This window comes from Bifidobacterium sp. MSK.17.10, assembly GCF_019129655.1.
Classification (GTDB): domain Bacteria; phylum Actinomycetota; class Actinomycetes; order Actinomycetales; family Bifidobacteriaceae; genus Bifidobacterium; species Bifidobacterium adolescentis.
In genome coordinates this window covers 123,769-148,358 of the sequence record NZ_JAHOJD010000005.1, presented here as the reverse complement: position 1 = coordinate 148,358, position 24,590 = coordinate 123,769, and the positions used below count along the sequence as shown (strand labels likewise).

The window sequence follows — 24,590 nt, the reverse complement described above, 5'->3', positions numbered from 1 at the left end:
GGGTTTTTCTCCCACCGTTTATATGTGCTTGTTGACACGTCCAGTACTTCGGCTGTTTCAGCCTGTGTTTTTCCCGCTTGTATTCGAAGGTTGCGTAATGAGATGTTTCCCATTTTTTAGACAACTCCTTTCCTACAAGTTTCAACCCAACTATAGCATTGGTTCACTTTTGAACCAAATCGTATGATTGAGTATGCTGAAAATCGTTGAAATTCAAGGGGACACGCCTGATTTCACAATAGTTCAAATATGACCTATACTTGGACATGTCCACATAAAAGAACTGACTTCCTCCACTCATGTCAGAGCATGTTCAAACTGTTTCCCGAATGGAAAAGGTTCATGCCTGATATTGGTGTGAGAGGAAAACGAAAATAAGGAGAAAGCCAAAAATGGCAGAGCAAGAGCAGTCCGTATCAGTGCCGTCCACACTCGACGTGTTCCTCCCCCACATCACTCTTGGACGTTGCTCCCTCTTCGAGCCTTACGTTTTCAAGCAGAGCGACGATGACAAGAACAAGGGCAAGACTCCAAGCAAGCCGTCCTACATGTTCCGTGCGATTCTCGACAAGCGTCGTGACAGTGCCATTATCAAGAAGATTTCCGGCTATCAGAACGCATATATCGAAGAGCTGAAAGCCAAGCGCATGTTCGACAAGCGTGCCGCAATCCACTTCGCCCTCGTTGACTGCGATAGTGAGGAGGTCGAGGATAAGGACACCGGCGAACTGGTAATCATGTCCGAACGTGATTCCTCGCTGAGGGGCAAGTACATGCTTTCCGCCAAGTCTCGCGCAACCGAACCTCCGAGCGTCGGCTGGGTCGATGACAAGAACATCCTCCACCCCATGCCGAAACATTTCATCGTGAACGAGGAAGACCCCGATTCCGTTGAAGAGTACGAACGCCGACTCGACTTCTGGAAAGACAAGGTGTATGCGGGACAGTATGCGAGTGCCGTGCTTCGTCTTTCCGGCTGGCATCAGGCCAAGATTGGTCAGGGTGTGACCGGTCGAATCAAGAGCGTTGTCATTATCGGCGGCGGTACTCCGGCTGGCATCATGTCCCTTGAGGATGCTTTCACCGAAGAGCAGATTGCTGAAATGGTCGCATGGCGTGACCAGATGGTGCCGGATTACGAGTCGGGTGACGACCCGTGGAACAAGCGTGTCAAGCTTCGTTCCGGTTCCGACGTTGATGATTATGCCGAGGATGACGATGTGGAGGAAGAGGAGGCTCCGAAGCCGCGTCGCAAGTTGAAGCCGGTCAAGCCGGTCAAGCCGGAACCGGAAGAAGAGGACGACTACGAGTATGAGGAGGAGGCTCCGAAGCCGCGTCGTAAGACCAAGCCCGCCCGTAAGGTGAAGCCGGTCGAACCGGAAGAGGAATACGACGGTGAGGAGGAAGAGGGGGCTTCCGCTCCCCGACCGCGTAAGACCCGCAAGCCTGTCAAGGAAACGGTCGAAGACGATTACGACTCCGACTTTGACGAGGGTGCGGACACCGAATGGTGATTGACGAACCCTGAGAATAACTGACCCAACCCACAAGAGCTTCTTGTAGGTTGGGTCAGTTTTTTAGTGAGCCTGCTGGATTAGAACAGAACCTATTTCTACTCCAAACATTTCGGCGGCGTCCCTAACCATTCCCTCGACTTCGTCCAGTCGTCTGACCTGAGTAAACAATCCTCCGATTTCAGGCACTTCAACGGCGAACCAGTCTCCCGAAGAAGTCACTACAGCTGTTACTTTGTACAATGTCACAGCCCCTATTTTAGAACATCACACCGCTGTTGCCGTCACCACCGGTGGACGGTTGCGACGGTGTAGCTGGTGTGGATGGAGTCGATGGTGTGGACGGGGTTGACGGCGTGGACTGCTGTTGCCTTGGAGCCGTATACTGCCGTTGCGGCGTATACGTGTACGTATATTGCCGTTGCGGCGTGTAAGTCTGCTGGGACTGCTGTTGCTGTTGGGCCTGCTGCCTCTTGGCCTCCTCCTCGGCTTTCTTCTTATCCTCTTCCGCCTTCTTCGCATTATCCGCGTCGGTCTTGGCCTTGCTGACCTTGCCCACCACATCTTGCAGACTGGACACCGCCTTGTTGGCGTCGGCCACATTGTCAGCCGTCACCTGCGTATCCTTCCACTGTTTGACGAGACTGTTCATGGTCTTCTTATCCGACGAATCCGGAGCGTCGCCAAGTTTTCCGGCTTGGTCGATGAGACTCTTCAACTTGTTGGACACGTCCACGCTCTTCGACTGCAATGCCTTCCGATACGCGTTGTCGGTCGCCTTGTATTGAGCGTTCAACACCTTCATCTTCTTGCCGATTGCCGCTTCGGTCATCGGATTTCCTTCCGTGGCCTTGCTGAGCTTGTCACACTCCCCCAGCGTGGTCTTGTCGTCCTTCACGAGACTGTTCTTGATTTCCTTAATCAGGTCTTTCGCGTCGGCCACACGCTTGTCCCAATTGTTTTGGGCTTTCGTGAGCGAATCCTGCTTCTTTTGGATTTCAACCTGCCGGGCCTTCTCGGCTTGGGCGTGAGTGTATGTCGAATAAGCGTAATAGCCACCACCGCATAGAAGCGCGATACCGGCCAGAATCACCACGACCATGATAATGATTTTACGGATTCCGCCACCATCGCCCTCACTGTCGGTGGTGTTTTCCGGTTCGATATCATCCGCATAATCCGGCAGTTCGCCGTCGAATTGTTGCGGCGGAAAACCGGAGGACTGTTCTACGGGCGTACTGTCGAACTGGTTTGCCTGTATACTGTCATCCCAGAAACCGTCATCCTCCTGTTGTGGCGCGGATTGTTGTTGCTGGGGTGCCAACTGTTCCTGAACGTTGGAACCATCCTCCCACCATTGGCCTTCACCATGGTCGGTGAAGATGCTGTTTCGACGGTAGAAGTCATCATCCGGCTGGTTGGACTGTTCGCCGTTCTGCCGGTTCGCCGGTTCGGTGTCGGATTGGCTCACCGGCGTATCGTCGTACTGGTTTTCCTGTCCGCCGTCGAATGGGCTTGCCTGTCCGCCGTCATCCGGTTCAGGCTGTTGGACTGGAATCTCATCTCCCCAAATATCATCGTAGGCTACCGGAGCGGCGTTCTGTCCATACGGCGAATTGTCGTCACTGCTCCCCCATATATCCGGCTCGCTGGACGGCTGGCTTTCCGGCATACCGTTCAACTGGGTTGCTGTTTCGCCTGTGGGATTGTCTCCCCAAATATCCTGTTCACCGTCCGACTGGATTGCCTGTCCGCTGTCCGACTGTTGAACCGGCTGAACGTCGGATTCATCTCCCCAGAAGTCTTGTTCGCTGGCCTGCCTGTCCGCCGTTTCACCATTCGACTGTTGGACTTGCCCGCTTGTGGGATTGTCTCCCCAGATATCCTGTTCGCCGTTCTGTTGGAACGCCTGAACGTCATCGGACTGTTGTTCAGGCATACTGGTCTGCTGTTGCGCCGGTTCGCCGGTATTCCAGAAATCATCATTTGACTGGTTTGCCGTTTCGCCGTTCGACTGTTGCGCCTGACCGTCGGCATACTGTTGTTCCGGCGAATCAACACTCCAAATATCCGCTTGACTGTCCTGCTGGCTGGCCGGATAATCGGATTGTTGCGGTTCCGCCTGTTGCGGCATGTCATCCATCCGCCAGATGGAATCCTGTTCCGCCTGTCCAACGTTCTGCCGGTTCGCCGTTTCGCTGTTCTGTCGCCCATCCGGATTGACGGTATTCTGTCCTACCGTGGAGGCATCGGACTGTTCCTGCATGTTCCACATGGAGAACGGGTCTATGTCATCTTCGGACTGCTGGTTTCCCGCTACACCGGTTTGCTGTTCTGCCGGTTCGCCGTAAAACTGTTGTTCCTGCTGGAAAGCTGACTGCTCTTCCGTTCCAACAGCCGACTGGCCGACCGGCTCACCGTAGGATTGCTCAGCCGGTACGCCGTTTTCGACGGGGGACTGTTCGACCGGCATACCGGAATCCTGTTCAACCATTTCGCCTGTATCGGACGATGGGGAACCCCACGGGTCTTCCAGCAGACTGTCGATATCGATGGAATCCTCATCGACCGTACCATCATTCTGCTGGCTGACCGGTTTCACATCGACCGGCTCCACCGGTTGACTGTTAAAACGTGGAGGCGGCGTTGTGGAGGACTGGTTTTCACTATCGGACGGTACGGCGTCATTCTGTTTCGCCTGTCCACCGTTCCGCCTGTTCGACGTACCAGCATCGTTCCGGGAAGACGATTCTCCACTCGGCTGCTTCGCCGTCGCACTGTTTTTCTTCCTCACAGTCGAAGAGGTGTTCCGCTTCGCCGGAGACTTCTTTTTCCTGCTCGCCGGTTTAGCGGCGGACTGCTCCGCCGGCATGTCGGACATGTCCATCAAAAGAGACTCATCCAACCGGTTGTTGCCAATCAGAAAATCATCCTGCTCAGACATCTGCGAAACACCTCCAGACTATGATGGTCGGACTCTTACAAGCCCTGCTGTGCGGACTCTTTGGCAAGACTACGAGCGGCGGCTACCGCGCTCACGTGGGGCACGTCAACTCCAGCCGCATACAGTTTGCTCGCATGAGCTGCGGCGGCGGCACCTTTCAACGGTTCGTCCCGGTCTGCCACGTCACGACCGTCTTCACCGAATCCGCCTTCGGTTTCCAACCGGCTGGGGGAGTGGCTGTCATCCTCGTACATGGCACCGTCGTCGGGTTTTTCTGCGGCGGCTGGCACGGCGACGATGATGTCGTCCCAAGACCAGTGACCGGCTTCATCATTGCCTTTCGGGGGATTGTTTTCCAACATGTGTTCGCGGAGAATGTCGCTCCAGCTTTTGTCATGCTTGTGGTCGTCCTCGTAGAAGCCTTTGTAGACGCAAGCTTCCTGTCCGACGAGTTCAGCGATTCCGCAGCCACGGGACACTCCAGCCTCGATAAGATAGCTCGGCACAGTCGGAGCGTTCTTCGCATCATTCAGCACGGTGCCACGAACGGTATCGTTGACCTTGTCGCCCAACAGAATCTTCGACGGAAGATTGGTCCGGACACTCGGGTCAAGACCATTCTGGCTGGTTGCGGACTGGGCCGCATACATGAAGAAGATACCGCTGAAACGAACCGTCTGGCAGATTTTCAGCAACGCCATATAGTTCATCGCACGGATACCCTTCTCGTATTCGGCTTTGATACGGGTCGGATTATCCTTCGACAATCCCGGCGGAACGGTCAACGGTGCCGCCCATTGCGCAATCTCATCGCACACCAGCAGAATCGGCGGATACTGTTTACGGACATCCTCCGGCAGACCCCACCAATTCTCCTTGCCATACTGGTTGATGACATTCGCACGAACCGCGCTCAAGTCCAGAATGTGTTGCAAGGTGGCCGCGCAGGATTCCATGCTGTCGCAACCCCAACCATGGTCGATGACCCACGGACGGCACCATTTGAAATCGACGCTCTTGTACTTGTCGTCGCATACCGCGAGTTGGCATCCGGCTGATACTGCGGCATATACAAGACAGTTGATGACCACACTCTTACCGCCATTGGAAGCGCCCGCGACCAGCACTCCGGACGCGTCCTTCCAATCGTTGTACAGCAGGTCGCCGGTCTCACGTCCACGGTCGGGAAGCTTCATGCCGAAGTAGGCGTGCCGCAAGTCGCTTTTCTTCCAGAACTCCTTCGGCGGATTGATGACCGCAGGGAAGGTCGGCGGCACGCCCGGATACACGGTGATGACACCGTTCTCGGCATCAGCCTTGAAGAACCAGCCTTCACCGCCGATAATCTCAACGGTCTCCTGAATCTTCGTATCATGCTTGGAAGGACGATACGTGGCCGCATTGCCTTTGATACGGATTTTCCAACCACCCTCAGCGGTCGGCGTCAGACGGATAAGCCACGGATACTTCTGCAAACCCAACGCCTCAGCGAACTGTTGGCGAATCGAAATGGTCTTATCGTCCATCAACTGCAACAGCACGACGCTCTTGGAACTGGTGCGCGGAATGAAATCGATTACCTTCCATGTCATGCCCGACACATGTTTGATGGTCGGGTCTGTACTGTTGGCATAATTCAGTTCGATACGGGCGACGGTATCCTTCTGACGGGCTTCGCCCATACAGTCGGCGGCGTCGATTTCATCACCGTGCGCCATACCCTCCGTGAGAAGCTTCTGCATCTCCTTATCGTCGGTAGACATAGCCATCGGAGCGATGTAGGCGTAGAGTCCGTCCGGGCTGATGCTGTCGATGAGATAGCCTTCATATTTTTCAGGCTGGCGTGCGGCCTTCTCCTGAATTTTTCGGGTCAACCGCATCATATCGTCCGGATTGTGCGCGTCGAACCCTTCGGGGAACATTTTGGACAATCCGATTTTGATTTTCGGTCGTGTCTCAGGCATTGTGGTTTCCTCCTTCGAATGCGTGGGGTTGACTGATTGGTTTCAACGCTCCGAACCGGTCTTCGTAGAATCCTTGTCCGGGTAGCAGTTGGAAGCTGTGGTCGGCGAGACGGGTGATGAGATGGCTCGCCTGTTCCCTGTTGGATGGGAGTACATATTTCTCGATGGGGGAGTACCCCAAGTGGACGTGACCACTATGGGAGATGACGTTCTTCAAAAGGGAATGCTCCTCCATGGGGAACGTGGATGATACAAGCATCAGATACACGCGCAGTCCGGAGATTCCGGTTTCGACTTCCCGTAGGCGTTCCTCGACGGCACACAGATAATATCGGTCTTCGGTCTCCATGAGCGTGTCCAAGTCCTCGAAGACAAGCAGAAGCGGACGTGGGGTCGGCTCTCCTTCCACTCCATGCTTTTCGATGCATGTTCCACGCCGTCTGATTTCAGCCACCGTCCGGTCAAGCACCTCCAACGTTTCGGCCTTTGCTTCATAGTCAACCTGACTGACGATGGGGGAGGGGAGCGGCTTGCCCTCGAAGTCGAAACGAATGACCGCATACTGTGCGGCCAAAGCCTGCAACATGATGGAATCCGCAAGCATGGTCTTGCCCGAACCATGATTGCCGCTGATGGTCAGCATGTTCTGATTGCCTTCTTCAGTACGCCATTCGACCGGAAGGCCGTGAATATCATCACCTAGAATGAACGACATTTTTTTGGAATTCCCCTCCTTTGGGATTGTTGGAAAAGACGAGCCGGAAGAGCGGGATGATTACCATTCCTCTTCCTCCACGTCCTCGTCCTCGACGTTTTCCGAACCGTTGTTGGAAGTGAAGATTTCCTTGATATCCTCCACGTCGAGCTTTGTGAACTGTTCCGCCGCTCGCGGCATGTACTGCTGGTAGTCGATGGGTTCCGGGTTCGGAATGTCGGCAACGAGCTTAGCCAGTTCGTCCTGACCGCCCGAATACCATGTCTGCACGGCCATCAGAGTGCCTTGCATGCTTTCGTACATTCCACGACCGACCGGGATTAGACCATCCTCGTTCTTCAACGATTTCTGGGTGCGGTTCGCTTCGGAGAGATTCTGGGCGCTGACCACGCCTGCGGGGGAGTCCATTCCCAAGAGGATACGTCCCAACGAACGGAAGAACGCGTTGCCGTTGTACTTCTTCATATCGTCCATCGTCAAACGCTGAGCGCCGAAAATGCATCGGATGCCAGCGGTACGGCCCTGCACGATAATCTTGCTCAACGCGCTCATCGTCCGGGCGATGGAAGCGTTCGTGGCGGACACGGCGGCATTGTCGTTGGCAATCTGCATGTCCTTCTGAGGGTTCTGCGTGGTCTTGCCGGTCTCCTGCAAGTACGAGTTGAACTCATCGAACAGGATGTTCAACGGTTTCAGATGCTTGCGGTCGGCTTCCTCCACGTCGTCCGGGTTCAGTTCGAAGATGTTGCCCACGCCATACTTGTTGTTGATGCGCACGCGTTCGGCCATCTCCTCACGTGCCCAAGAAATCACAGCCTCCGTCTCACGCAACTGGTACAGGCCGACGAACGCCAGAGCCTTCGGCTTCGCCCACTGGGTGAAATCGATGCAACCCTTCGACGGGTCGATGAGAATGATGTCCTCGCCTTTCAGCAAAGCCTCCGCAATGACAATCTGCGAAGCGGACGACTTGCCGCTACCGCTCTTACCGCTGATGAGCAGATGTGGCGTGGTCTTCGTATCCCAGTACACGGGATTGCCCAAATCGTCCACGCCAATCGGGAACTTGCGACAGTCGCACTTCTTCGCCGTCTCCCAATCCGCCATGACGCTTGTCGGGAACGGACTCTTCTTCGCCAACACCATGGAGAAATCCGTGCCGTAGGCTTGGATGATTCGACCATACGGATAGTTCGCTTCGGTGAGGAACTTGCCGAGATTGTATTGCGGCTTGTCCAAATCCAATCCGCCCGGAATCTGGAATTTGGCGAGCAGGACTTCCTTGTTGTTCGGAAGTACGCCCAACGATTCGACGGTCGGCGTCTTGCCGGAACTGTCCTGAACTCCGGCAACACCCCAAGCGTCAGACAAGGCTAGTTGAATGAGTTCCTTCTGGGCGGCTCGAATCTTCCAATGGGCCACGCTGTCCGGGTCTGTTCCCAGATACGGGTTGGAGCACAGCCATACTGTCGCACGGTCTGCCGATTGCCAATCCCAATACACTCGTTCGGAACCGACGGCGGCGCTGATGTTGGCGCTTTTCTTACGCACGTCGGCAACGGTTCCGCCACGACCCAAATGGAAGCCGATACGCCAGATGGCCGTGTCCTTGCCCATCTGCTGACAGGAGTCGATGACCACCTCCGCCCGCGATGGCATCACGTCCATGAGCGCCTTGTAGATGAGCGCCTGAGCGTAACGACGGTATTCGGGACGGGAGCCGGTCAGACGGTCGATTCTCAAAGGGGCGTTGTCCGCCATGGCCAGCGAGGTGATGCCGTTCTCCTCGATGAGTCCGACGAAATCCTTGGACGGGTCGAGACTCGATAGGTCGTATCTCATGAAGTCGGACGTGCGGTCTGGTGCCGTCAGCATTTCCGGCATGAACGAGATAGACCAGCCCTCACTGGTTTCGACAATCTTCTCTTCGTCGTAATTGCAGACGGGAAGATTCAGCTTCGACCCGACGATATCCTGCCAAGCCTTCTGGTCCTGTTTGAACCGGCGGGACAGTTCGATATACCGGTTGAACGATTTGCTTTGCGTCAAACCCGCCGGACGATACTTGTTGCCTTTGTCGTTCAGTTTCGTTTCGGGTTGGGCGGCGAGCATGAACGCGTTCTCCAAGTCGGAGAATATCGGCATTTTGATGATGTCGGCGGGGCTGAACGGGTTCGCCAACCATTCCAATCCCAACTGGGTGATGAGAGCACCACCACTGGGAGGATTGTGCAACAGCATCAGCCATGCCGCCTCTTCCTCATCGTCTGCGGCGGCGTCGATGACCTGAACGAGCGGCGGACGCTTGTGCCATTCGTTCTGGGCGCAATAATCGTAGGCGATGTCGGCAACCAGTTGGGCGATTTTCGTCCCGACCTTCTTCTTGGTGATGTCGGGAATGCAGGACTCGTCCTTGCCGTATACGATTCGCACTAGGCTTGGGTCGAACTGCCAGCCGTTCTCCTTGATGGTTTTGGCGGCGAGCAGGGCTATGAAGTTGTAGCCGCTGGATGTGGCGGAGGAACGTAACGGTTCCACACCGGCCTTCAGGACTTTCTCATTGCTTCTTGGAGCGTCGTACTGGTCTTGCAGACGGACTCGCATGACGTGCATCGGATTCTTGCGATGGCCGACCTTCTTGACTTGGGTGACGTAGGCTCCTCCCCACATCTTTGCCAAGTCGTCGCTTTTGACCCAACCGTCCAGCATGCGTTGCGCTTTGACGAGTTCACGCCAATACGCGGTCTGCTTCTTCTTGTCAAATTTCGTCACGAGCAACAGGAACAGAAGTGCGGGAAGACTGAGCGTCGTGGGAATATCCACGAACCCCAAATATGTGCAAGCTCCCAGTATAACAAGGAGAATAACAGCGGAGACGATGGCGATGGTCTTCTGCGACGGCTTGCCTTTTTGCAGGAAGGCGAACACGCTCACACCCTGATAGATATGCCGACGGTCTACAAGACGGTCCCGCCAATGGATGACGCCCATGACCGACATGAAACCGAATATCATGTTGAACGGTATCGTCCACAATCCGCATCCACGACTGGCGTACAGGCCGACGAACCAGCCGACCCACCATGAGACCCTATGCGCGGCAAGCCAGTCGGACTTGGACATGATGTCTGTGAATGTCTCGGGGTTCTCATCGAACTCGTCGTCCTTTTCGGGACGGGAGTAAGGTTTCAGCCCGGAGAACATATCCTTCCAACGGTAGTAGACGTTGAGTTTCTTCGGGTCTATGGGGTCTGTCTTATGTGCGGGCGTCGGATAGGTGGCCGTGGTTCCTCCTACGAGGATTCCCAGCCAGATGAACGGCATGAGCGGAAGTCTCAGTAAAGTCCAGAGGATTACGCCGATGATGATTATGAGTCCACACCAGAAGCCGCTCCAGATATGGTTCGGCTCTTTGCTCCTACTGCGGCTTCGTCCACCGCGATTCTGTGCCATCGAGGACTCCATTCATTATCTGTTTTTGAATGTCGGAAATCTATTAACGACACTAATGGACTGTTTGTTGTAAACCTTTTGAAAACAGGAAAATTGTTTGGGGGAGGTTGGGGCTGGTTGGGGTGTTTTCTTGGCGTGTCGTCGTCTTGGGTGGCGAGTTATTGTAGAAAGTTTAGGTTCGTGCTATACTGAGAATGTCCACAAAAAAAGAGTCGCCATAAGGAAACAAATTATGACCTAAAGAAAAAGGAGAAAACAAAATGGCAACGCTACTTATCTCGATTGGCACGTTCATCGTCTACTCGATTTGCGTCATCGTCCTCGCAATCGGAGGACTGTCCATGACCAGTGCAGGACAGACGTTCGAAACGATGTTCAACAACTTCTTCGGAACAGTCATCCCCTCAATCGCCGTCGGAGCATTCGACATCTTCACGTTCCTCATCTTCGTTGCCATCCTCCAAACCATCATCTGGTGCTTCCGAATTGAATTCCATGAGGGCAAACTGCGTGACATCCCCATCGACTGCGTGCTCATGGCAATCGTTCCAATGCTCTACGTTCACTGGAACCCCGGGGATAATTTCTGCCTCCTGCTCGCACTTATCGGATACCTCATCCCCACGGGTGTCATGTGGATGAACACCATCCTGCTTCGCCTCGGAAAGAACGGGTTGGATGGAAGGGAATCCCAGTACAAGAAGGCTGACGGCAGGGTTTCTCGCTAAGATTCTTCTAGATGTTCGAACACCCGTCCGAACTTCCTAGCAAAAGGCTGAACTCATGTCCCACAACAAAAAAACCATCACCATAATCACAGTAGTCGTCCTAGTGTTGGCGCTCGTCATCGGATGGTGCGCATGGCGCAAGCACGTCACGTCCACCAAAGAGACCCAAGCCAGCGCCAACACCAGCTCCTCCAGTTCCACCAACAAGGCCAAAAAGAAGAAAACCCCAGTCTTGTCCGACAAACAAAAGGAACAGAACAAGACCATCGCCCTCCAAATGGAAAAAGACATGCGCAATTGGGGAGTGGACTCGCTCGCTGACCCACACCAGTGGGCCAAACAGTCAGCCGACCAAGTATTGTCCGCATTGAGAACACCAGACCTTCCGGATTTCCCCGATTCAGGAATAGTGGGTTTTGACGTTGACCCATCATGGGGTAAGAACGCCATATCCTACGTATGTTCACAGGACAACGCAATCATTTACGCATACTGTTCAATCATGCCAGACAATCAGACATGGTGGAAAAGCGAAGTATGGGGAACTGGGACAAGATGGGTAGACGAACCAAAATCAACCGCATACAATGATGGGAAAGTAAGAGTCAAAGGAACCGTCCGAGCCATTCTTGTAACCAATGGTGACACTTATAGTCTTGGTGGGTATAAAGCAGTGACCCCGGCATGGAGGGATTACGCCATCAATGACCTGTTGACCATCAAGGATGGAAAAGTTTCTTGGATAGAGCATGACGCCGACGAGTATTGGTGGCTCAACCCGTATTTCAACGAGTGGACTCCAGACAATGTGGCTAAAAACATCGGTGGAGGGAACCGTATAGCCATTCCTGTTCAAGGAGATTTGAATTGGAATGGATTGAATCAGACGGGCATTACAAAAGTCCTAAGACATCCCGAATCCGAGGGTGACTTGTTAGGAAAAGTCGATTGGTCAATGTGGGAGGATATTTCCTTCACATCCAATCCCGGATGCCAGAATTGTCCGGCGAATGGACAATAAAAAATGAGTATGGGCGAATGTTACAAAAACATTCGCCCATACTTATTTCCTATCTGACTGATATTAAAGATTCCATTCTGTACGCCAGAAGAAACCTTGGATATACCCGTACCATCTGTCTCCGTTAGGAACCACCCAACGAGTGTTGTACTCATTCCAGTGGCCTGTCGGGTCGCTGTCCCTTGAGTTGCCCTCGCTAATGAAAATCTTCCATTTTCCGGAAGAATCGGTTTCAACTTTCTCTACGAAAGCGACGTGGGTAATGGCGCCGGTACCGTCCTTGAAGGACACACCGGCTCCGGGTTTAGGTGATTTAGACGTAGTCCAACCAGCCCTGCCTTGCAAGTCGGCATACAAGTCTCCACCGTAATTTGTGCGAGGATTTTCCATGCTTCCGAACACCATGTAGGAACGCATAAGCCAATACCAGTAGCACTGATAGTCTGCGCCATTAGACCAGAGAAAACTGGGGCCGGTATCACCTGCCTTGCAGACTTTCACCTTACTATTGCACATCCAAGCATAATTATCAGTGTTTGCCGGAGCGCCGCCTATTTCGCCGTTCTGTGCGGAGTCTCCTTCGTCACTGGCGGGGCAGACCGTATTGCCATAGTCAGAGTCCAAATCACTGTAACTCATCTCGGAAGAAGCCGGATACTTTCCCGTGGACTTGATATAAGCCGCGATACTTTTAGTCAAATCCCAAACACGCTGTTCATAAATCGGGTACGCGGCCTCGTTCTTATGTCCCTCACCATCGTCCGTGCAATAGCCCGCATATGCTACCTCATGCAAATATTTTTGAGGATTGTTTGGATATTGCAATGCTTTTGCATACCGGGAGTTCTCGTGGATAAACAGACCGTAGTCCTCGAACGAGTCTTCAACGGAATTGTATGAGACGAAGCTTCCATTTGAACCCGTTTCCACGACTCCTTGGCTTCCTTTCGTCGGACGGATACCGAAATAGGCATTATGGTCTTTTGCCAGACTGGAAGTACCCCAACCGGTTTCCTGAGCCGACTGTCCCAGAATAACCTCATAGGGGATTTTGTATTTCTTTCCGACCTTATAAGCCGCTTCAACCGTCTTATCCACGAAGTCTTTCGAGTTTCCCGTTAACGTGGTGGAGTCACTTGAAGAAACGGACGCGTTGGTGACTGTGGAAGTATTCTTATCGTCGGAACCGGAGTCTGAATCCTCGGTACAACATTGGGAACTGTCATCGTCGGAGTCTTCGCTTTTGCCGTTGAAGGAGATGTCGTTCAATCCTTTGTCGTAATAGTTCTTGGCTACCTGTTTTCGGTTATCCTCATTACGGGAGGCCCAAGTTGGCCTTTCCCATCCGGCCATCCATGCGACTGCGGCCACTTCCGGGTCGCTGGCTTCATGCCAAGTATCATACAGACTGTCGTTCTTGACGGTTATCTCGGCCTTGGCTTCCGACAAGTAATGATTGTTGAAGGAGCTTTTCGCGGTTGCCACAAGCATTTTTATCTGCCCGTCTTCATCCGAGTCGGGGGTATCCTTCAAACCGTTGGCGTCCATCCATGTGCGGATTTTGCTTCGGGGGTCCCATTGTCCCAAACCATAGGCATTGCCACTGCCACTCCTGTCCGCTACGAAACCAGATTCGGCATACACATTGCCCAATACTCCAGCCGTGGCCGCTTTGGAGAATCCCGCTGACGCGAACGCCTTGGCGATTTTGATTGCTACATCATTGGTTTTGAAATCAGAAGATGAACTGGAGCTACTGGAGTCCGAAGAGGAGGAGTCGGAGGAGTTGGACGCGGAAGAGTCGGAAAGACGATAGTAGGAAGTGTATTTACCGCCACCGTAATCAAACGGGACTTCCGATACCTCGTCCCCCTTGCTGTCACCATCCTTGCCATCGGTATCCTCGTGAGCACCAACGGTCTTATTATCCCCGATATAGATTTCCGTATGACCGTCCCGCCATACAACATCACCTTTCTGGAGCTTGTCTGCGGAACCATCGAAGTCGGTTTTGGTGAAACCGGCCTTGCTCATCGAGTCATTCATACTGGACGTGTTGAACGGAGAATCACCCAGATTCTTGACGCCACCCTTCGTCAACGCGTAGTAGACGAAACTAGAACAGTCAACATCAGGATTAAGTTTTCGTTTCGACTGGCTATAGCCGATTTTGTCATCCTTAGCCATTTCCTCGGCCTTGGCTATGTACTTGTCTATAAGACTGTTCCCACTGTCCGAACTGCTTTGGGCAGAGGTCTTCTTGCACCCGTTGGAGCGAATGGACATCATGGTCGTATCGGACACGGTACTCATACTGGTCACGCCGACCGCTATCATCATGTCGAAGAGGAGTAGGCCAGCCATCCCCGTCGCCGCCATTTTTCCAAAACTTTGCACTGTACCCGCCTTACAAAAAACTTGGAAGAGATTTTTGCCATCTCTTCCAAGTTAACAGAATTTTTTAGGTAAGGGGAGGGAAATCAGTGGAATGGTTCGAATGGTATGCTGAACACCATATTGTAAAGGTCTTCCACATCGCCCGCCGCGGTCTGCGCGTCGGATAGAATCTGTTGCGGTTCCCGTTCCTCCCCCCAAAGGTCGAACAGGTTCACGACCGTATCGACTTCCTTCTCGCTTTTACTGTTGATGGCAAAACCCAATAGTCGGCCACGATTAAGGTCGGACAATGGTTTGCTGATTTCCTTAGACCATTCGCAAGCGGTTTTCCACGCGTCATCGTCCATCGTATAATCTCCGTCCACACCATAGGTGAGCAGGTCTCCTTCGGTGCTTTCCTGAGCAATGTCATGGATGACGAACATGTATTCGATGGCGAGGAGATACTCGTCCAGACTGATTTCGTCCGCATTCCAGTCATGGTTCGTCGGGAAATGCAGATACGGGTAGCGGTTCACCGTCTCATTGCCGATTTTGTCACCCTCATGGAGCAGTGCCACGGGGAGTGTGAAGATAGGCGACAGGTAGACCCTTCCCTCGACCCCACCGTATTGGTCGTTCTCCGGAATGGCGATAATCTGCTTCATCGAATTGATAATACGATTCACATACTTGGTGGGCCGTTCCAACAGCAACGGTCTTCCACTAGAGAAACCTTGGAAAGACATCACATCATATTTTTCAACGACCGGCGTGGTGTCGAACGTCGGCGGAGACAATGGTGTGATGTTCTGCTCATCCTCCGTCTTATGGGACGTCGGACGGTTCTCTCCGAAGAAATCCTTGTAACTCACTGTTCTTGTCCTTCCTGCGTTTCTGACGCTTGCATTGCTTTCTTCTTTTCCTCTTCACGGCGAATCTTATCGGTTGCGGTCGTGGAGATTTCCTTCAACAGGTCTGGCGGAATGATGACTTCGACGGGTACCGGCTGTTTGCTGGAATCCTTGAAGTAGGCGACGGCACCACGAATGGTCTTGTCCTTGCCGGTCTCCTTGTCCTTGATACGCAGACGCCTCATGCCAGCCCAGTTCGGCTCATCGTTCTCCTTCGTATCACCCATGCTCATACGAGAGCGGATACGATTACCGGAATCCTCAATCTGCAACAGTCGCAAAGCGTCACGGGCAGGAGAATCCTGAATCGGGTCGTCCAAAGCCAGCAGGAACGCTCGGCCGATACCGCCGGTCATGCCAGCGTTGATGAACTCCTTGACCTTCTGGGAGGCGAACACCGGGGTGAAACGGCGGGAACGTGCGGTACGCATCCACTCGTTCACCTTGGCGGCACCCTTGTCCTCGCCTAGGATTGCCCAAGCCTCATCGATGCCGACCATTCCGTCTCGTTCGCTTACTGCGGCACCCGCGCCGAACACAATCATACGGAGCACCCAACGTTGGATACGTCCTGTAACGGTGTTCTCGGCTCCCGGTTCCGGAATCATGGAACGGTCGCCAGCGTTGATAAGGGTTAGATTCTGACTGACACGCAAAGGGGCCACGTTATCGTTCGTACCGAAGATAAGACGCAACGACTGGTTCGTGTTGACGCTCATCGTAATCAGTTTGAACACGTCCAACGTGTCCGGATACAAGTTGTATTGCGAAGGGTCTTTCCCCGCTTGCTGGAGAGCACGGAAGTCGGTAGCCGCCTTGTACAGGATTGTCCCGCAACAGCGTCCGCCCTTCTTGTAACCGTAATCCAGCATGGCCTTGACGGTAAGCTCGTAGGAGGTGTCGCCGTCAGGTTTCAGAATGTCAGAAATCATGATAGCGGCCATATCCTTGGCTTCTTCCTCGCTTCGGAGCACATTGTACGGGTCGAATGTTCCGTCAGCGATGTCGGAATCCATTCGGAGCACTGTTCCGTTGCGGGATAGGACGGCATCCTCGAAGTCGTTGCCTTCCTTCGGGTTGACGAGGATGCAAGGCGTTTTGCCCTTGCCGCTACGGGAGTCAATCAGCATCCACTGGAGGAACAGGCTCACCAACAGCATGGACTTTCCGGAACCGGTTTCACCGATGACCAGAATGCCCGGTCGGGTATCCTTATCCTGCACGGTGGTAGTGCCCACGTAAACGGGTTGCCGGTTCGCTTCGGTCAATCCGACCAGTGCTCCAGTATCATCACCGGCCTTGGCGAAACTACTCACGCCGCCACCAGCCACGCAGGTCGCAGACCAGTGAATCTCATACGGGGTCATACGCACCGGAGAACAGGCTTGCATGCTTTTGAACGCCATCAACTGTTCGTTGGCCGTGGTCAGATTGGTGAACTCGAAATTCTGGATGTTCTGCAACGAGTCCACGGCAATCTGAGCGTTACCGGCCACGCAGGTGGCGACACTCAAATCGATGATGCTCGGCGGCATCTCAGGAGAATTGTAAATGGCCTTCTTATAGTCCAGACGATATTTCAAATCGGTCATATCGGCGGAAGCCTCACGGCCATGCTGATAACGTTCCTTGATGTTCTCGTCAATCGTGCGGGCGTTACGGCGAATCGTGTCAGCCGTCACCTTGCCGGGTTCAACCTTGCCGCGAATGGACGTTCCGACGGCGTTCGCGCCACCGGCTGTGGCGACTTCCATCAGTTTCGCAATCCACAGGTTGGACGGGTCGGTGATGTCCGATTGTGCGAACTGGGTTGTTCGGGCGAAGCAGATGGACGCCGGATACTCACTGTCGATGTTCCACTGGTCGCAGTCGATTCCCTCATCGTATAGTCGTTTCGCGTTCTGGCAGACCTTACTGTTCGGGAAGAAATGCAGGTGGTCGTTCTCCGCAATGATGGGAAGGGCGGACGCGGACGCTCGACTCACCCACCAAGTCTCCATCATCGCAACCAACTGCTCGCGTTCACTTTCCTCCATGATGGTGAACGGGATAAGACCGGCGTTCAACATGATGCGTTCGATACGATGCGCGTCCGGCAGATACTCCTCGAACATGGCGTAACCGTTAGCCATGGAGAAGCTAAGCTGATTGAACTTCGTAGTGACCTTCCGCAGAAGAGACTGTTTACGGCCTTTTCTACCGGCTTCGCCACCCAGTTTCAACGGGACTCCGATAACGGCGAACTGCTTGCACACGTTCAGATTACGGTAATAGTAAGCCTGATAGCTTTTCAAATCATCCTGTTGCATCACCGGCGGACGGTAGGGGATAGGCATGGAACCCGTAAGCAGGTGGAACTCACGGTAATCGCCTTTCAGCAAATCCCTGTAGCGCATGCCCGCCACGCTGACCTCACCGGCCAGCCCGTCGAAGAAAGCCATGAAGCTTTGCTCGGCTTCCTTCCTTTTGGAATCACCGGCACCATCCAATAGTGCGCTCGTCCAAGGAATCTTCGCATACAGCCATACCGTTCTGTCCGGTGTCGCCGCTCGGAGCAGACCGTATTCACTACCGGGGCTGATGAAGCTTTCCGGACGATAGAAACCGTCTCTTGCCATTTCGGGTCAACCACTTTCGATTCTGTGGAATCTTTCCTGTATCACTGGTTTCGACTCTAATGGTTTCGACCGTTGTCAACCTTCGGAAAACGGAAAAATCCCTCCCCCAACGGATATTCCAATGGGGGAGGGAGGCGGAATCGGCGGATTGAATCAGTCGTTCAGACCGAAGTATTCCATCGGGTCGAAGTCTGCGCTCATATATTTGCCGGGGTTCTCTTCTTCGACCGGCTTGTCCGGATTGAAGGGCTTGTCGATGGCCTTCTCGCCTTTCTGCCTCAATCCGAAATAAGCCAACTGTCTCACGGACTTATCCGAATCGTGGGACAGTTTTCTCAACGTTTCGACTGACGTGTTCGAGTTCGTCGCGATAGCCCGTTTCACATGGGGACTCCACTGGTCGGACATATAGTCCAATGTTTCCGTCGAAGTGTTCGGATTACCGGCGACGTTGATGCGGGTCTGAGTCCAACCGTCATCGGCCAGAACGTTCAATGTTTCCTGCGACGTATGGGGATTGAACGCAACCTGCTCACGAACCGCATTGTCGGCGTTAAGCGCCAACTGTTGCAAATCCTTCTGGGATGTATGCTCATGTTCCGCGACGTTCCGTTGCGTCTCATAATCGTCCACACGAAGGCATTCATGCAGTGTATCGGAGTCGGCCTGCCAATTGTCGGACGCGGCACGGGTTATTTTCGTCATATCATCGGTCACGACACCATTACCATGAAGGGTCGGCTCCAAACTATCATCCACGGCTTTCCGAATCTGTTCGGAACTCAAATCCGAACGTTTCAACGCTTCCGCACGGACAATGGCCTCATCATCGTTCAACAGCCGTTCCGTAGCGTTCTTCGGCGTATGCGGATTGCCAGCCACGGCACCACGAACCTTCCAAGACTCGTCGGACGAGAGCACACCCAATGTGCGGGCGTCATCCGTGTTACGCGCCACCGCGTTACGGATTTGGGGATTGTAGTCGAACCGGCATACGCTCAACGCGGTGTCGTCGGCACCACGTTCGATTGCCGTGCAACGAACCTTGGAATCATATCTGACCAACTGTTGCTCGTAATTGTACCGGTTCTCTCTCGCGTCCTTCGGTGGTTCGCCATTCGCATTCGGATAGGTCTCATTCTCCTCGAACGGATGGTTGAACCCGTATTCGGTAGTGGCGAGATTGTTCAACACGGCGGTAGGCGTCCTATCATCCAAGGCCATGTTCGCCAAATCGACCATGCTGGTCTTGGAGACCACATCCTCAATCGAAGCGCCGCCATGCTCCTTGACCCATTTGCCCAGCGGGTCTCTTGCTTGTAAAGGATTGTACATTCCTCCTCCACTTTCTTTTAGTATTCGAATTGGATATCGTCGTATCCGTTATCGTCGTTGAAATCGACTCCCGCATATTCGTCCGAGAGTCTTTGATTCTCACGGCGATGTTCAAGATTCATGACGGCCCTACGGCTGACTTTCTCGTCCTTGTCTTCGCTTAGCGTCTCCAACGTGTGAAGGCTGGTGTTCGGATTGCCCGCCACATGAAGTCTCGTCTCTGAGTCCTTTGACTGGGAGAGCCTGTCGAGCCTGTCCGGCACCGTGCAGTGTTCCGCCATGGGGCGGGTGCTGATGGTGTTGGTCATGTCGAAACGGTTCAGTATGCCCTGCGCCGACGAATCGTAGCCTAGCTCATGGAGTTTTTCGCACTGCTCGGACGAGGCGTGGTAGAGGAACTGGTCGGCCAATTTCGTCTCCGCATCGATAGCCATGGCGGGGCATTTCATCCTGCCTTTGCTAAGGGGGAAGGTGGTTCCCGCCCTGTCGTCCGTCCATTCGCTGTGACCGGCCTCGAAGATTTGCAAGGCTGCGTCGTAGTCGCCGTTCCTAGCCGCCTCCGTGGCTATCTCCGACGTGTACGCGTCGCAGACATGCAGTTTCTCGTTGGTCTCGATATAGTCGTTGTAACCGTCCTGCCCCGGTAGCGGCATGGGGTCTCTCACATCGTCGTAGTCCATAAGCTCTTCGAGCCTCAGTGTTTGATGGTATCTGTTCTGCCCGAGCAGGACGCTGGGATTACCGTAATCGCCTTCCTTGCAGTATTCCAGCGAACGGTTCCGACACCATGCCATGAGAGCGTAGTCGGCAATGTCCTTGTCGGCATCGCCTTCGAGCCGTTCCAGAGTGTTGGTCGGGGTGTTGCGGTTGAGGGCCACGGCACGTTTCACATAGAAGTTGTCATCGTCCGCCATCATGTCGAGCGTCTTGCCGTCCAGTTTCGGATTGGACGCGACTGCCGTGCGCTCCCTCACGTCGTCGCTGTACTTGAACGAGTCAAGCGTCTCGTCGCTGATGTTCGGGTTCATCAGCGCCTCCAGCCGGTTGTCCTCGTCTTTGCCGGTCTTGGCTATCTGGTCAATTACCGCTGTCGGCGTGTTTTTGGTATCGACAGCCGCCCCATGCTCTTCCGTATGGTTGAGATTTTTGACATTATCGGCAAGGCTTGCCTTCGGATTGCCACCATGCGCTTTCATCCACTTGCCCAGCGGGTCGCGCGGTTCTGACGGATTGTATGCCATAGAAGAAAACCTCCTTTTCGCTGTAAACAACCTTACGCGAAAGGGAGGTTCTATTCTTGCTGTTTTGGTAAAAATCAGGCTCCGGCTTGAGTGGTGTCGCTTTTGACTACGAACACGTATTCGTCAACCAGTTCCTTAAGCTCCGGATTCTGGTCGAGACGGATTTCCACTCCAAGCTTGGTGTTCTTGTAGAACGCATAGTTTTCCTTGGCGGCGATGGAAAGGCTGAAATTCTCAACCTTCCACTTGTCGCCTGTCCCACGGTTCAGACTAAGGAACATGGCTCGGGCGAACCATTCCCCGCCGGTCGTGTCCTTGACGGTAATCATGGGCTGAATCTTATGGGTGACATCCGCAGTGAGACGCCTACCCGGCACGATGATTTTAGGCATCTTCCCTACCTTCCTCCTTATATACGAACATGACATTCATGTGACTGTTCTTCAAAGCAACATCCAATGGCGTTTTGCTACGGGCGCGATGACGGTATGCTTCGATATACCATTTTTCAAACGGGAAGTCGTTTCCGCTTTTGATGTTCTTGACCTTCACCCAGCGGGACGCGGTTTTCGCCCGCAGTGCGGACGGGGCGGTGTATCCGTCACGGTCGTCCATACCGTACTTGTAGTCCTCTCCGGACTCGTACAGTTTGCCGATGAGATATCTGCCGTCAGTACGCCAGAGGATGAACTGGGAGCAGGTGTCGAGAGAACGGACGGAGACGATGCTGTCGAACGGGATGATGGCTTTGCCATCGTTCTGTTCCGCATGATTGATGATTTCATCCATCATGCTTTCCGCCTGTCGCCAGTTGTAGCGGATGATGGTGTATTCGTCGGGTTTGACGCTGGCTTTTCCAATGAGGTCTGATTCCGAACTGATGCGCATGAATACTGCGCGTCTGTCCATGAGTGTTTCGGCCATGGTGTTATCCTTACTCTTATGTGACTACTTCCAGTATAGGGTGTTTTTGCGAATGTGTCCAATACTGGAATCAGTCACACCTCACGTAGGCGTATACGAGTAAGCCCTGAACGTCGGGAAGTGGTCGCAGACTTGCGTTTGCCTTCGGAGTCCGCCATGGTCAGCATGGGTACCTTGCGTTCGAACACCAAGGACAGCGGTTTGCCCTTGTCTTTACCTGCGGCGAGTTCATACAGGTCTGGGTTGAACCCTTCCAATGGTCTCAGGTTGTCCAACGCTATCCAGTATTTGGCTGGTTCTTTAGACCATGGTTTGGGACATTGGTAGAAGCTTCCTTCGTCCCATGTCCTTGGATTGTATGGGCTTCCGAAGCCAGTCACTTCGCCTATGAGCATGAGGTCTTCGTCGTGCGCGTACAGGATTACCTGTTCGACGTTTTTCATGACGCCGATGATTCCGCATTTCCATAGGACGTGGTCGTTGTGTTCTTTGCTAAATCGGAGATATTCCTGCATCACGGTGTGTGGTTGGAAGTATACGCGGCCTTGTCGGGGTGCGTATCCGATTCGTATCATCAGGATTTCTTTTGAGTGTGTTGTACCAGTCATGCCCCCATATTACCATATGTGGACAAGTCCAATATAACTTGTACCATCTTAGGGGGACAACTTAACGTCAGCGCGTGTCGTCCTTCTTCAGCCTTCCGGACTTGCGGGAAGCCTTCAAAACGGCGGCAAACATACGAGCATCGTCCATCACGGAAGAATCCTCAGAATTTTTAGAAAAAGTTCCTTCGGGGGGTTCTATGCCAGCTTGTTCATACGTGACATCCCCTGCAAGGAACTCAAACAGAAAATCCAAAGCCGCCAGTAATGCTTCGATAATCACCACGACGGACGGAATGACCAGAAGCCCGACCGCATACGTTCCAAATACGAGATGAAGCACCACAATCGCCAGCAAGGTAAAAATAAACACCGCCAGCAACAGACTGAAACCCCGATGGAAGGCTTTCAACAATTCGGCTTCGATTCTACGAAACCTTAATCTCGTTTTCTCCGACATGGTTTTTCTGTCTCCAATCATCCACTGACAGGAGAAACAACGCCATTGACGTCCTCCCCACGGTTGAAACCGGGGGATTCCTCCTATTTTTGCAATAGAAGAGGGTTTTGGTTTCTAAGAGACTGCCACGGATTCGCGTGTAGCGTTTCCGATAGTCTTACGTCCCTGTTCGACCGGGGTGCCGTCCGCGCCCCACAGGTTTTCCGACGTGACGGCGAGCGTGTCCAATCCTCGTTTGAGAATGTTTTTCGCCGCGTTCACGTCAGCGTTCGTCTTATACGAGCATTTCTTGCAAATGAACACCGCTTGGCTCTCGCGGTTTTCCTTCGCCACATACCCGCATTGACTGCATGTCTGGCTTGTGTAGGCCGGGTTGACGAGTATCATACCCACGCCGTCTGCAAGCTTGGTCTTGTATGCGAGCATGGACGATAGTCTTCCCATGCTCGCCTGTCGGAGACTACGGTTGAGTCCACGTTTCGCCGCCTGACCGTTGTGAAGATACCTGCCTTCATGCAACGGGTCGGGAACAGGCTTGTTGCGTCGGCTCATGTTCGCTAATCGTAGGTTCTCCAACACAATCAAATCATTGTCACGTACGAGTTGGGTCGTGTATTTTTGGTACACGTCATCCAATATGCGTTTGGTTTTCGCATGCAGTTTTGTGATTTCCAGTCGGGTCTTCCAATATGCACGGCTGGTTCTGCCACTATTCGCGTATTCTTTCTCACTGGAATATCCGGCTGTCTTGACCCTACGGGCTTGGCTTTTCTGACGTTTCCGGATTTCACGGTCGATGGCTTTCAGCCTGTTCTTGGGCAAGTCCATGAATCGACCGTTGGAGTCGGAGGCGGCATGCGCGCATCCACGGTCTATGCCGATGGCCTTTCCGGTGGGTTTGCGTCTGATGGGGAGGGGAATGTTGTTGAATACTACGGTACGGTTCGTCCAATCCACTTGGATGGCCGTGTATTCGCGTATCGGCTGGCTGACTCGCACGTGCAGGAGGATACGATACCGTAACGGTTCGCCGGCTTGGGAGTATCCTTTAGGATTCTGCCCCGTGATGGTGATTATGCCATGATTCCTGTTGACCCGCCGATATACGGCGTTCCGCCCACCGTTATACCAGCAGACGAAATGCTGTCCGTCACGCTTATACGATTTGAAGCGGGGCATTCTCCCCGGTTTCAACCGTTTGCCTAACAGGGTTTTGCGTCGTTTCACGGAGGTGAACCATTCGACGCGTTCGATTCTGGTCGGGGATTCCAAGATAAGGGAAGGCACTGCGGTTAGCCAAGAGCATTCTTTCCGAGACTGGCTGACGCTACGAGTGTCGGGCGTGCCGCCAATGGGGATGAGAGTCTTGTCCTTACCGTATTTGCAACGGTTCGACCTTAACTGGTTGAACCGGTAACGCCAAGCGTCGCAAAGCCATTCCATTGCCTGATTGCCGGTATTCGCGTAAAGCTTTTCGGAACATGAGTCATGCTGTTCGGTATAACCGATGAACGGTTTGGCACCGTCCAACGTCACACGTTCCAACACGACTTTCTGGCTCATATTTCTAATAATACCACATTACGCGTAATATGGAAAAAAGAAAGCTGTGATTCCTCCCCGCACCTAAAGGCGGGGGCACCCTCACAGCAAAACGGTGGAAACACGACTAGAAACAGTATGCCGCATACGACGAAGGGCAAACCCCAATACCAAGAAAATCGTTTCAGCAGAAAAGAGCCGACAAACCCCAACAGGGACACCATTCCGGACAGCAA

General features: G+C 53.4%; 17 protein-coding genes and 2 pseudogenes. 3 read left to right on the top strand and 16 right to left on the bottom strand.

The features are described from left to right. Window positions 1-14: 14 nt before the first annotated feature. Window positions 15-113, bottom strand: a pseudogene (locus KSX58_RS10620) (helix-turn-helix domain-containing protein); the annotation flags it as partial. A gap of 279 nt (window positions 114-392) precedes the next feature. Here KSX58_RS10620 and KSX58_RS06045 point away from each other — a divergent pair. Next, window positions 393-1,514 carry an ssDNA-binding protein gene (locus tag KSX58_RS06045; protein WP_217735976.1) on the top strand — a complete coding sequence of 374 codons (1,122 nt, stop codon included), beginning with the start codon at window positions 393-395 and terminating at the stop codon, window positions 1,512-1,514. Between the two features lie 114 nt (window positions 1,515-1,628). On the opposite strand, the pseudogene KSX58_RS10455 reads toward KSX58_RS06045, so the two are convergent. The 5 genes and pseudogenes from KSX58_RS10455 to KSX58_RS06025 form a co-directional block, all read right to left on the bottom strand. Continuing rightward, window positions 1,629-1,763 (bottom strand): annotated as a pseudogene (locus tag KSX58_RS10455) (XRE family transcriptional regulator); the annotation flags it as partial. A gap of 10 nt (window positions 1,764-1,773) precedes the next feature. Beyond that, window positions 1,774-4,458 (bottom strand): hypothetical protein, encoded by a 2,685-nt coding sequence (locus KSX58_RS06040; protein ID WP_217735975.1) that lies wholly within the window; start codon window positions 4,456-4,458, stop codon window positions 1,774-1,776. Window positions 4,459-4,493: 35 nt separating this feature from the next. Further along, window positions 4,494-6,422 carry a cell division protein FtsK gene (locus KSX58_RS06035; RefSeq protein WP_217735974.1) on the bottom strand — a complete coding sequence of 643 codons (1,929 nt, stop codon included), beginning with the start codon at window positions 6,420-6,422 and terminating at the stop codon, window positions 4,494-4,496. Then, window positions 6,415-7,137 carry a hypothetical protein gene (locus KSX58_RS06030; protein WP_217735973.1) on the bottom strand — a complete coding sequence of 241 codons (723 nt, stop codon included), beginning with the start codon at window positions 7,135-7,137 and terminating at the stop codon, window positions 6,415-6,417. Before KSX58_RS06030 ends, KSX58_RS06035 begins: the two co-directional genes overlap by 8 nt. A 60-nt stretch (window positions 7,138-7,197) precedes the next feature. Further along, complete coding sequence (locus KSX58_RS06025) at window positions 7,198-10,590, bottom strand: FtsK/SpoIIIE domain-containing protein (RefSeq protein ID WP_217735972.1); 3,393 nt, start codon at window positions 10,588-10,590, stop codon at window positions 7,198-7,200. A gap of 260 nt (window positions 10,591-10,850) precedes the next feature. Between KSX58_RS06025 and KSX58_RS06020 the strand changes: the two genes are divergently transcribed. Further along, window positions 10,851-11,318, top strand: a complete 468-nt coding sequence (locus KSX58_RS06020) for a hypothetical protein (RefSeq protein WP_217730617.1) — start codon at window positions 10,851-10,853, stop codon at window positions 11,316-11,318. Between the two features lie 55 nt (window positions 11,319-11,373). Further along, window positions 11,374-12,339 (top strand): hypothetical protein, encoded by a 966-nt coding sequence (locus KSX58_RS06015; protein ID WP_217735971.1) that lies wholly within the window; start codon window positions 11,374-11,376, stop codon window positions 12,337-12,339. A gap of 63 nt (window positions 12,340-12,402) precedes the next feature. Here the strand turns inward: KSX58_RS06015 and KSX58_RS06010 are convergent, their stop codons facing one another. The 10 genes from KSX58_RS06010 to KSX58_RS05965 form a co-directional block, all read right to left on the bottom strand. After that, complete coding sequence (locus tag KSX58_RS06010) at window positions 12,403-14,736, bottom strand: phage tail tip lysozyme (protein ID WP_217735970.1); 2,334 nt, start codon at window positions 14,734-14,736, stop codon at window positions 12,403-12,405. A gap of 83 nt (window positions 14,737-14,819) precedes the next feature. Beyond that, window positions 14,820-15,590 carry a hypothetical protein gene (locus tag KSX58_RS06005; RefSeq protein ID WP_217735969.1) on the bottom strand — a complete coding sequence of 257 codons (771 nt, stop codon included), beginning with the start codon at window positions 15,588-15,590 and terminating at the stop codon, window positions 14,820-14,822. After that, on the bottom strand, window positions 15,587-18,247 hold the full coding sequence (locus KSX58_RS06000; protein WP_217735968.1) for a hypothetical protein: 2,661 nt from the start codon (window positions 18,245-18,247) through the stop codon (window positions 15,587-15,589). The genes KSX58_RS06005 and KSX58_RS06000 overlap by 4 nt, the downstream gene beginning before the upstream one ends. 153 nt (window positions 18,248-18,400) lie before the next feature. After that, the gene (locus tag KSX58_RS05995) at window positions 18,401-19,582 is read right to left on the bottom strand and encodes a hypothetical protein (RefSeq protein ID WP_217735967.1); all 1,182 of its coding nucleotides are present in this window, start codon (window positions 19,580-19,582) and stop codon (window positions 18,401-18,403) included. Between the two features lie 17 nt (window positions 19,583-19,599). Beyond that, a complete protein-coding gene (locus KSX58_RS05990; protein WP_217735966.1) occupies window positions 19,600-20,823 on the bottom strand; it encodes a hypothetical protein in 1,224 nt (407 codons plus the stop codon). Between the two features lie 74 nt (window positions 20,824-20,897). Next, entirely contained in the window at window positions 20,898-21,215 is a 318-nt protein-coding gene (locus tag KSX58_RS05985) for a hypothetical protein (RefSeq protein ID WP_217735965.1), read from the bottom strand. Continuing rightward, entirely contained in the window at window positions 21,208-21,747 is a 540-nt protein-coding gene (locus KSX58_RS05980) for a hypothetical protein (protein WP_217735964.1), read from the bottom strand. Before KSX58_RS05980 ends, KSX58_RS05985 begins: the two co-directional genes overlap by 8 nt. Before the next feature lie 74 nt (window positions 21,748-21,821). Then, window positions 21,822-22,190: a hypothetical protein gene (locus KSX58_RS05975; protein ID WP_217735963.1), complete on the bottom strand. Its 369-nt coding sequence runs from the start codon at window positions 22,188-22,190 to the stop codon at window positions 21,822-21,824. A 232-nt stretch (window positions 22,191-22,422) separates the two neighbouring features. Further along, window positions 22,423-22,812 (bottom strand): hypothetical protein, encoded by a 390-nt coding sequence (locus KSX58_RS05970; RefSeq protein ID WP_217735962.1) that lies wholly within the window; start codon window positions 22,810-22,812, stop codon window positions 22,423-22,425. Between the two features lie 114 nt (window positions 22,813-22,926). Beyond that, on the bottom strand, window positions 22,927-24,375 hold the full coding sequence (locus tag KSX58_RS05965) for an RNA-guided endonuclease TnpB family protein (RefSeq protein WP_237976447.1): 1,449 nt from the start codon (window positions 24,373-24,375) through the stop codon (window positions 22,927-22,929). Window positions 24,376-24,590: the final 215 nt, after the last annotated feature.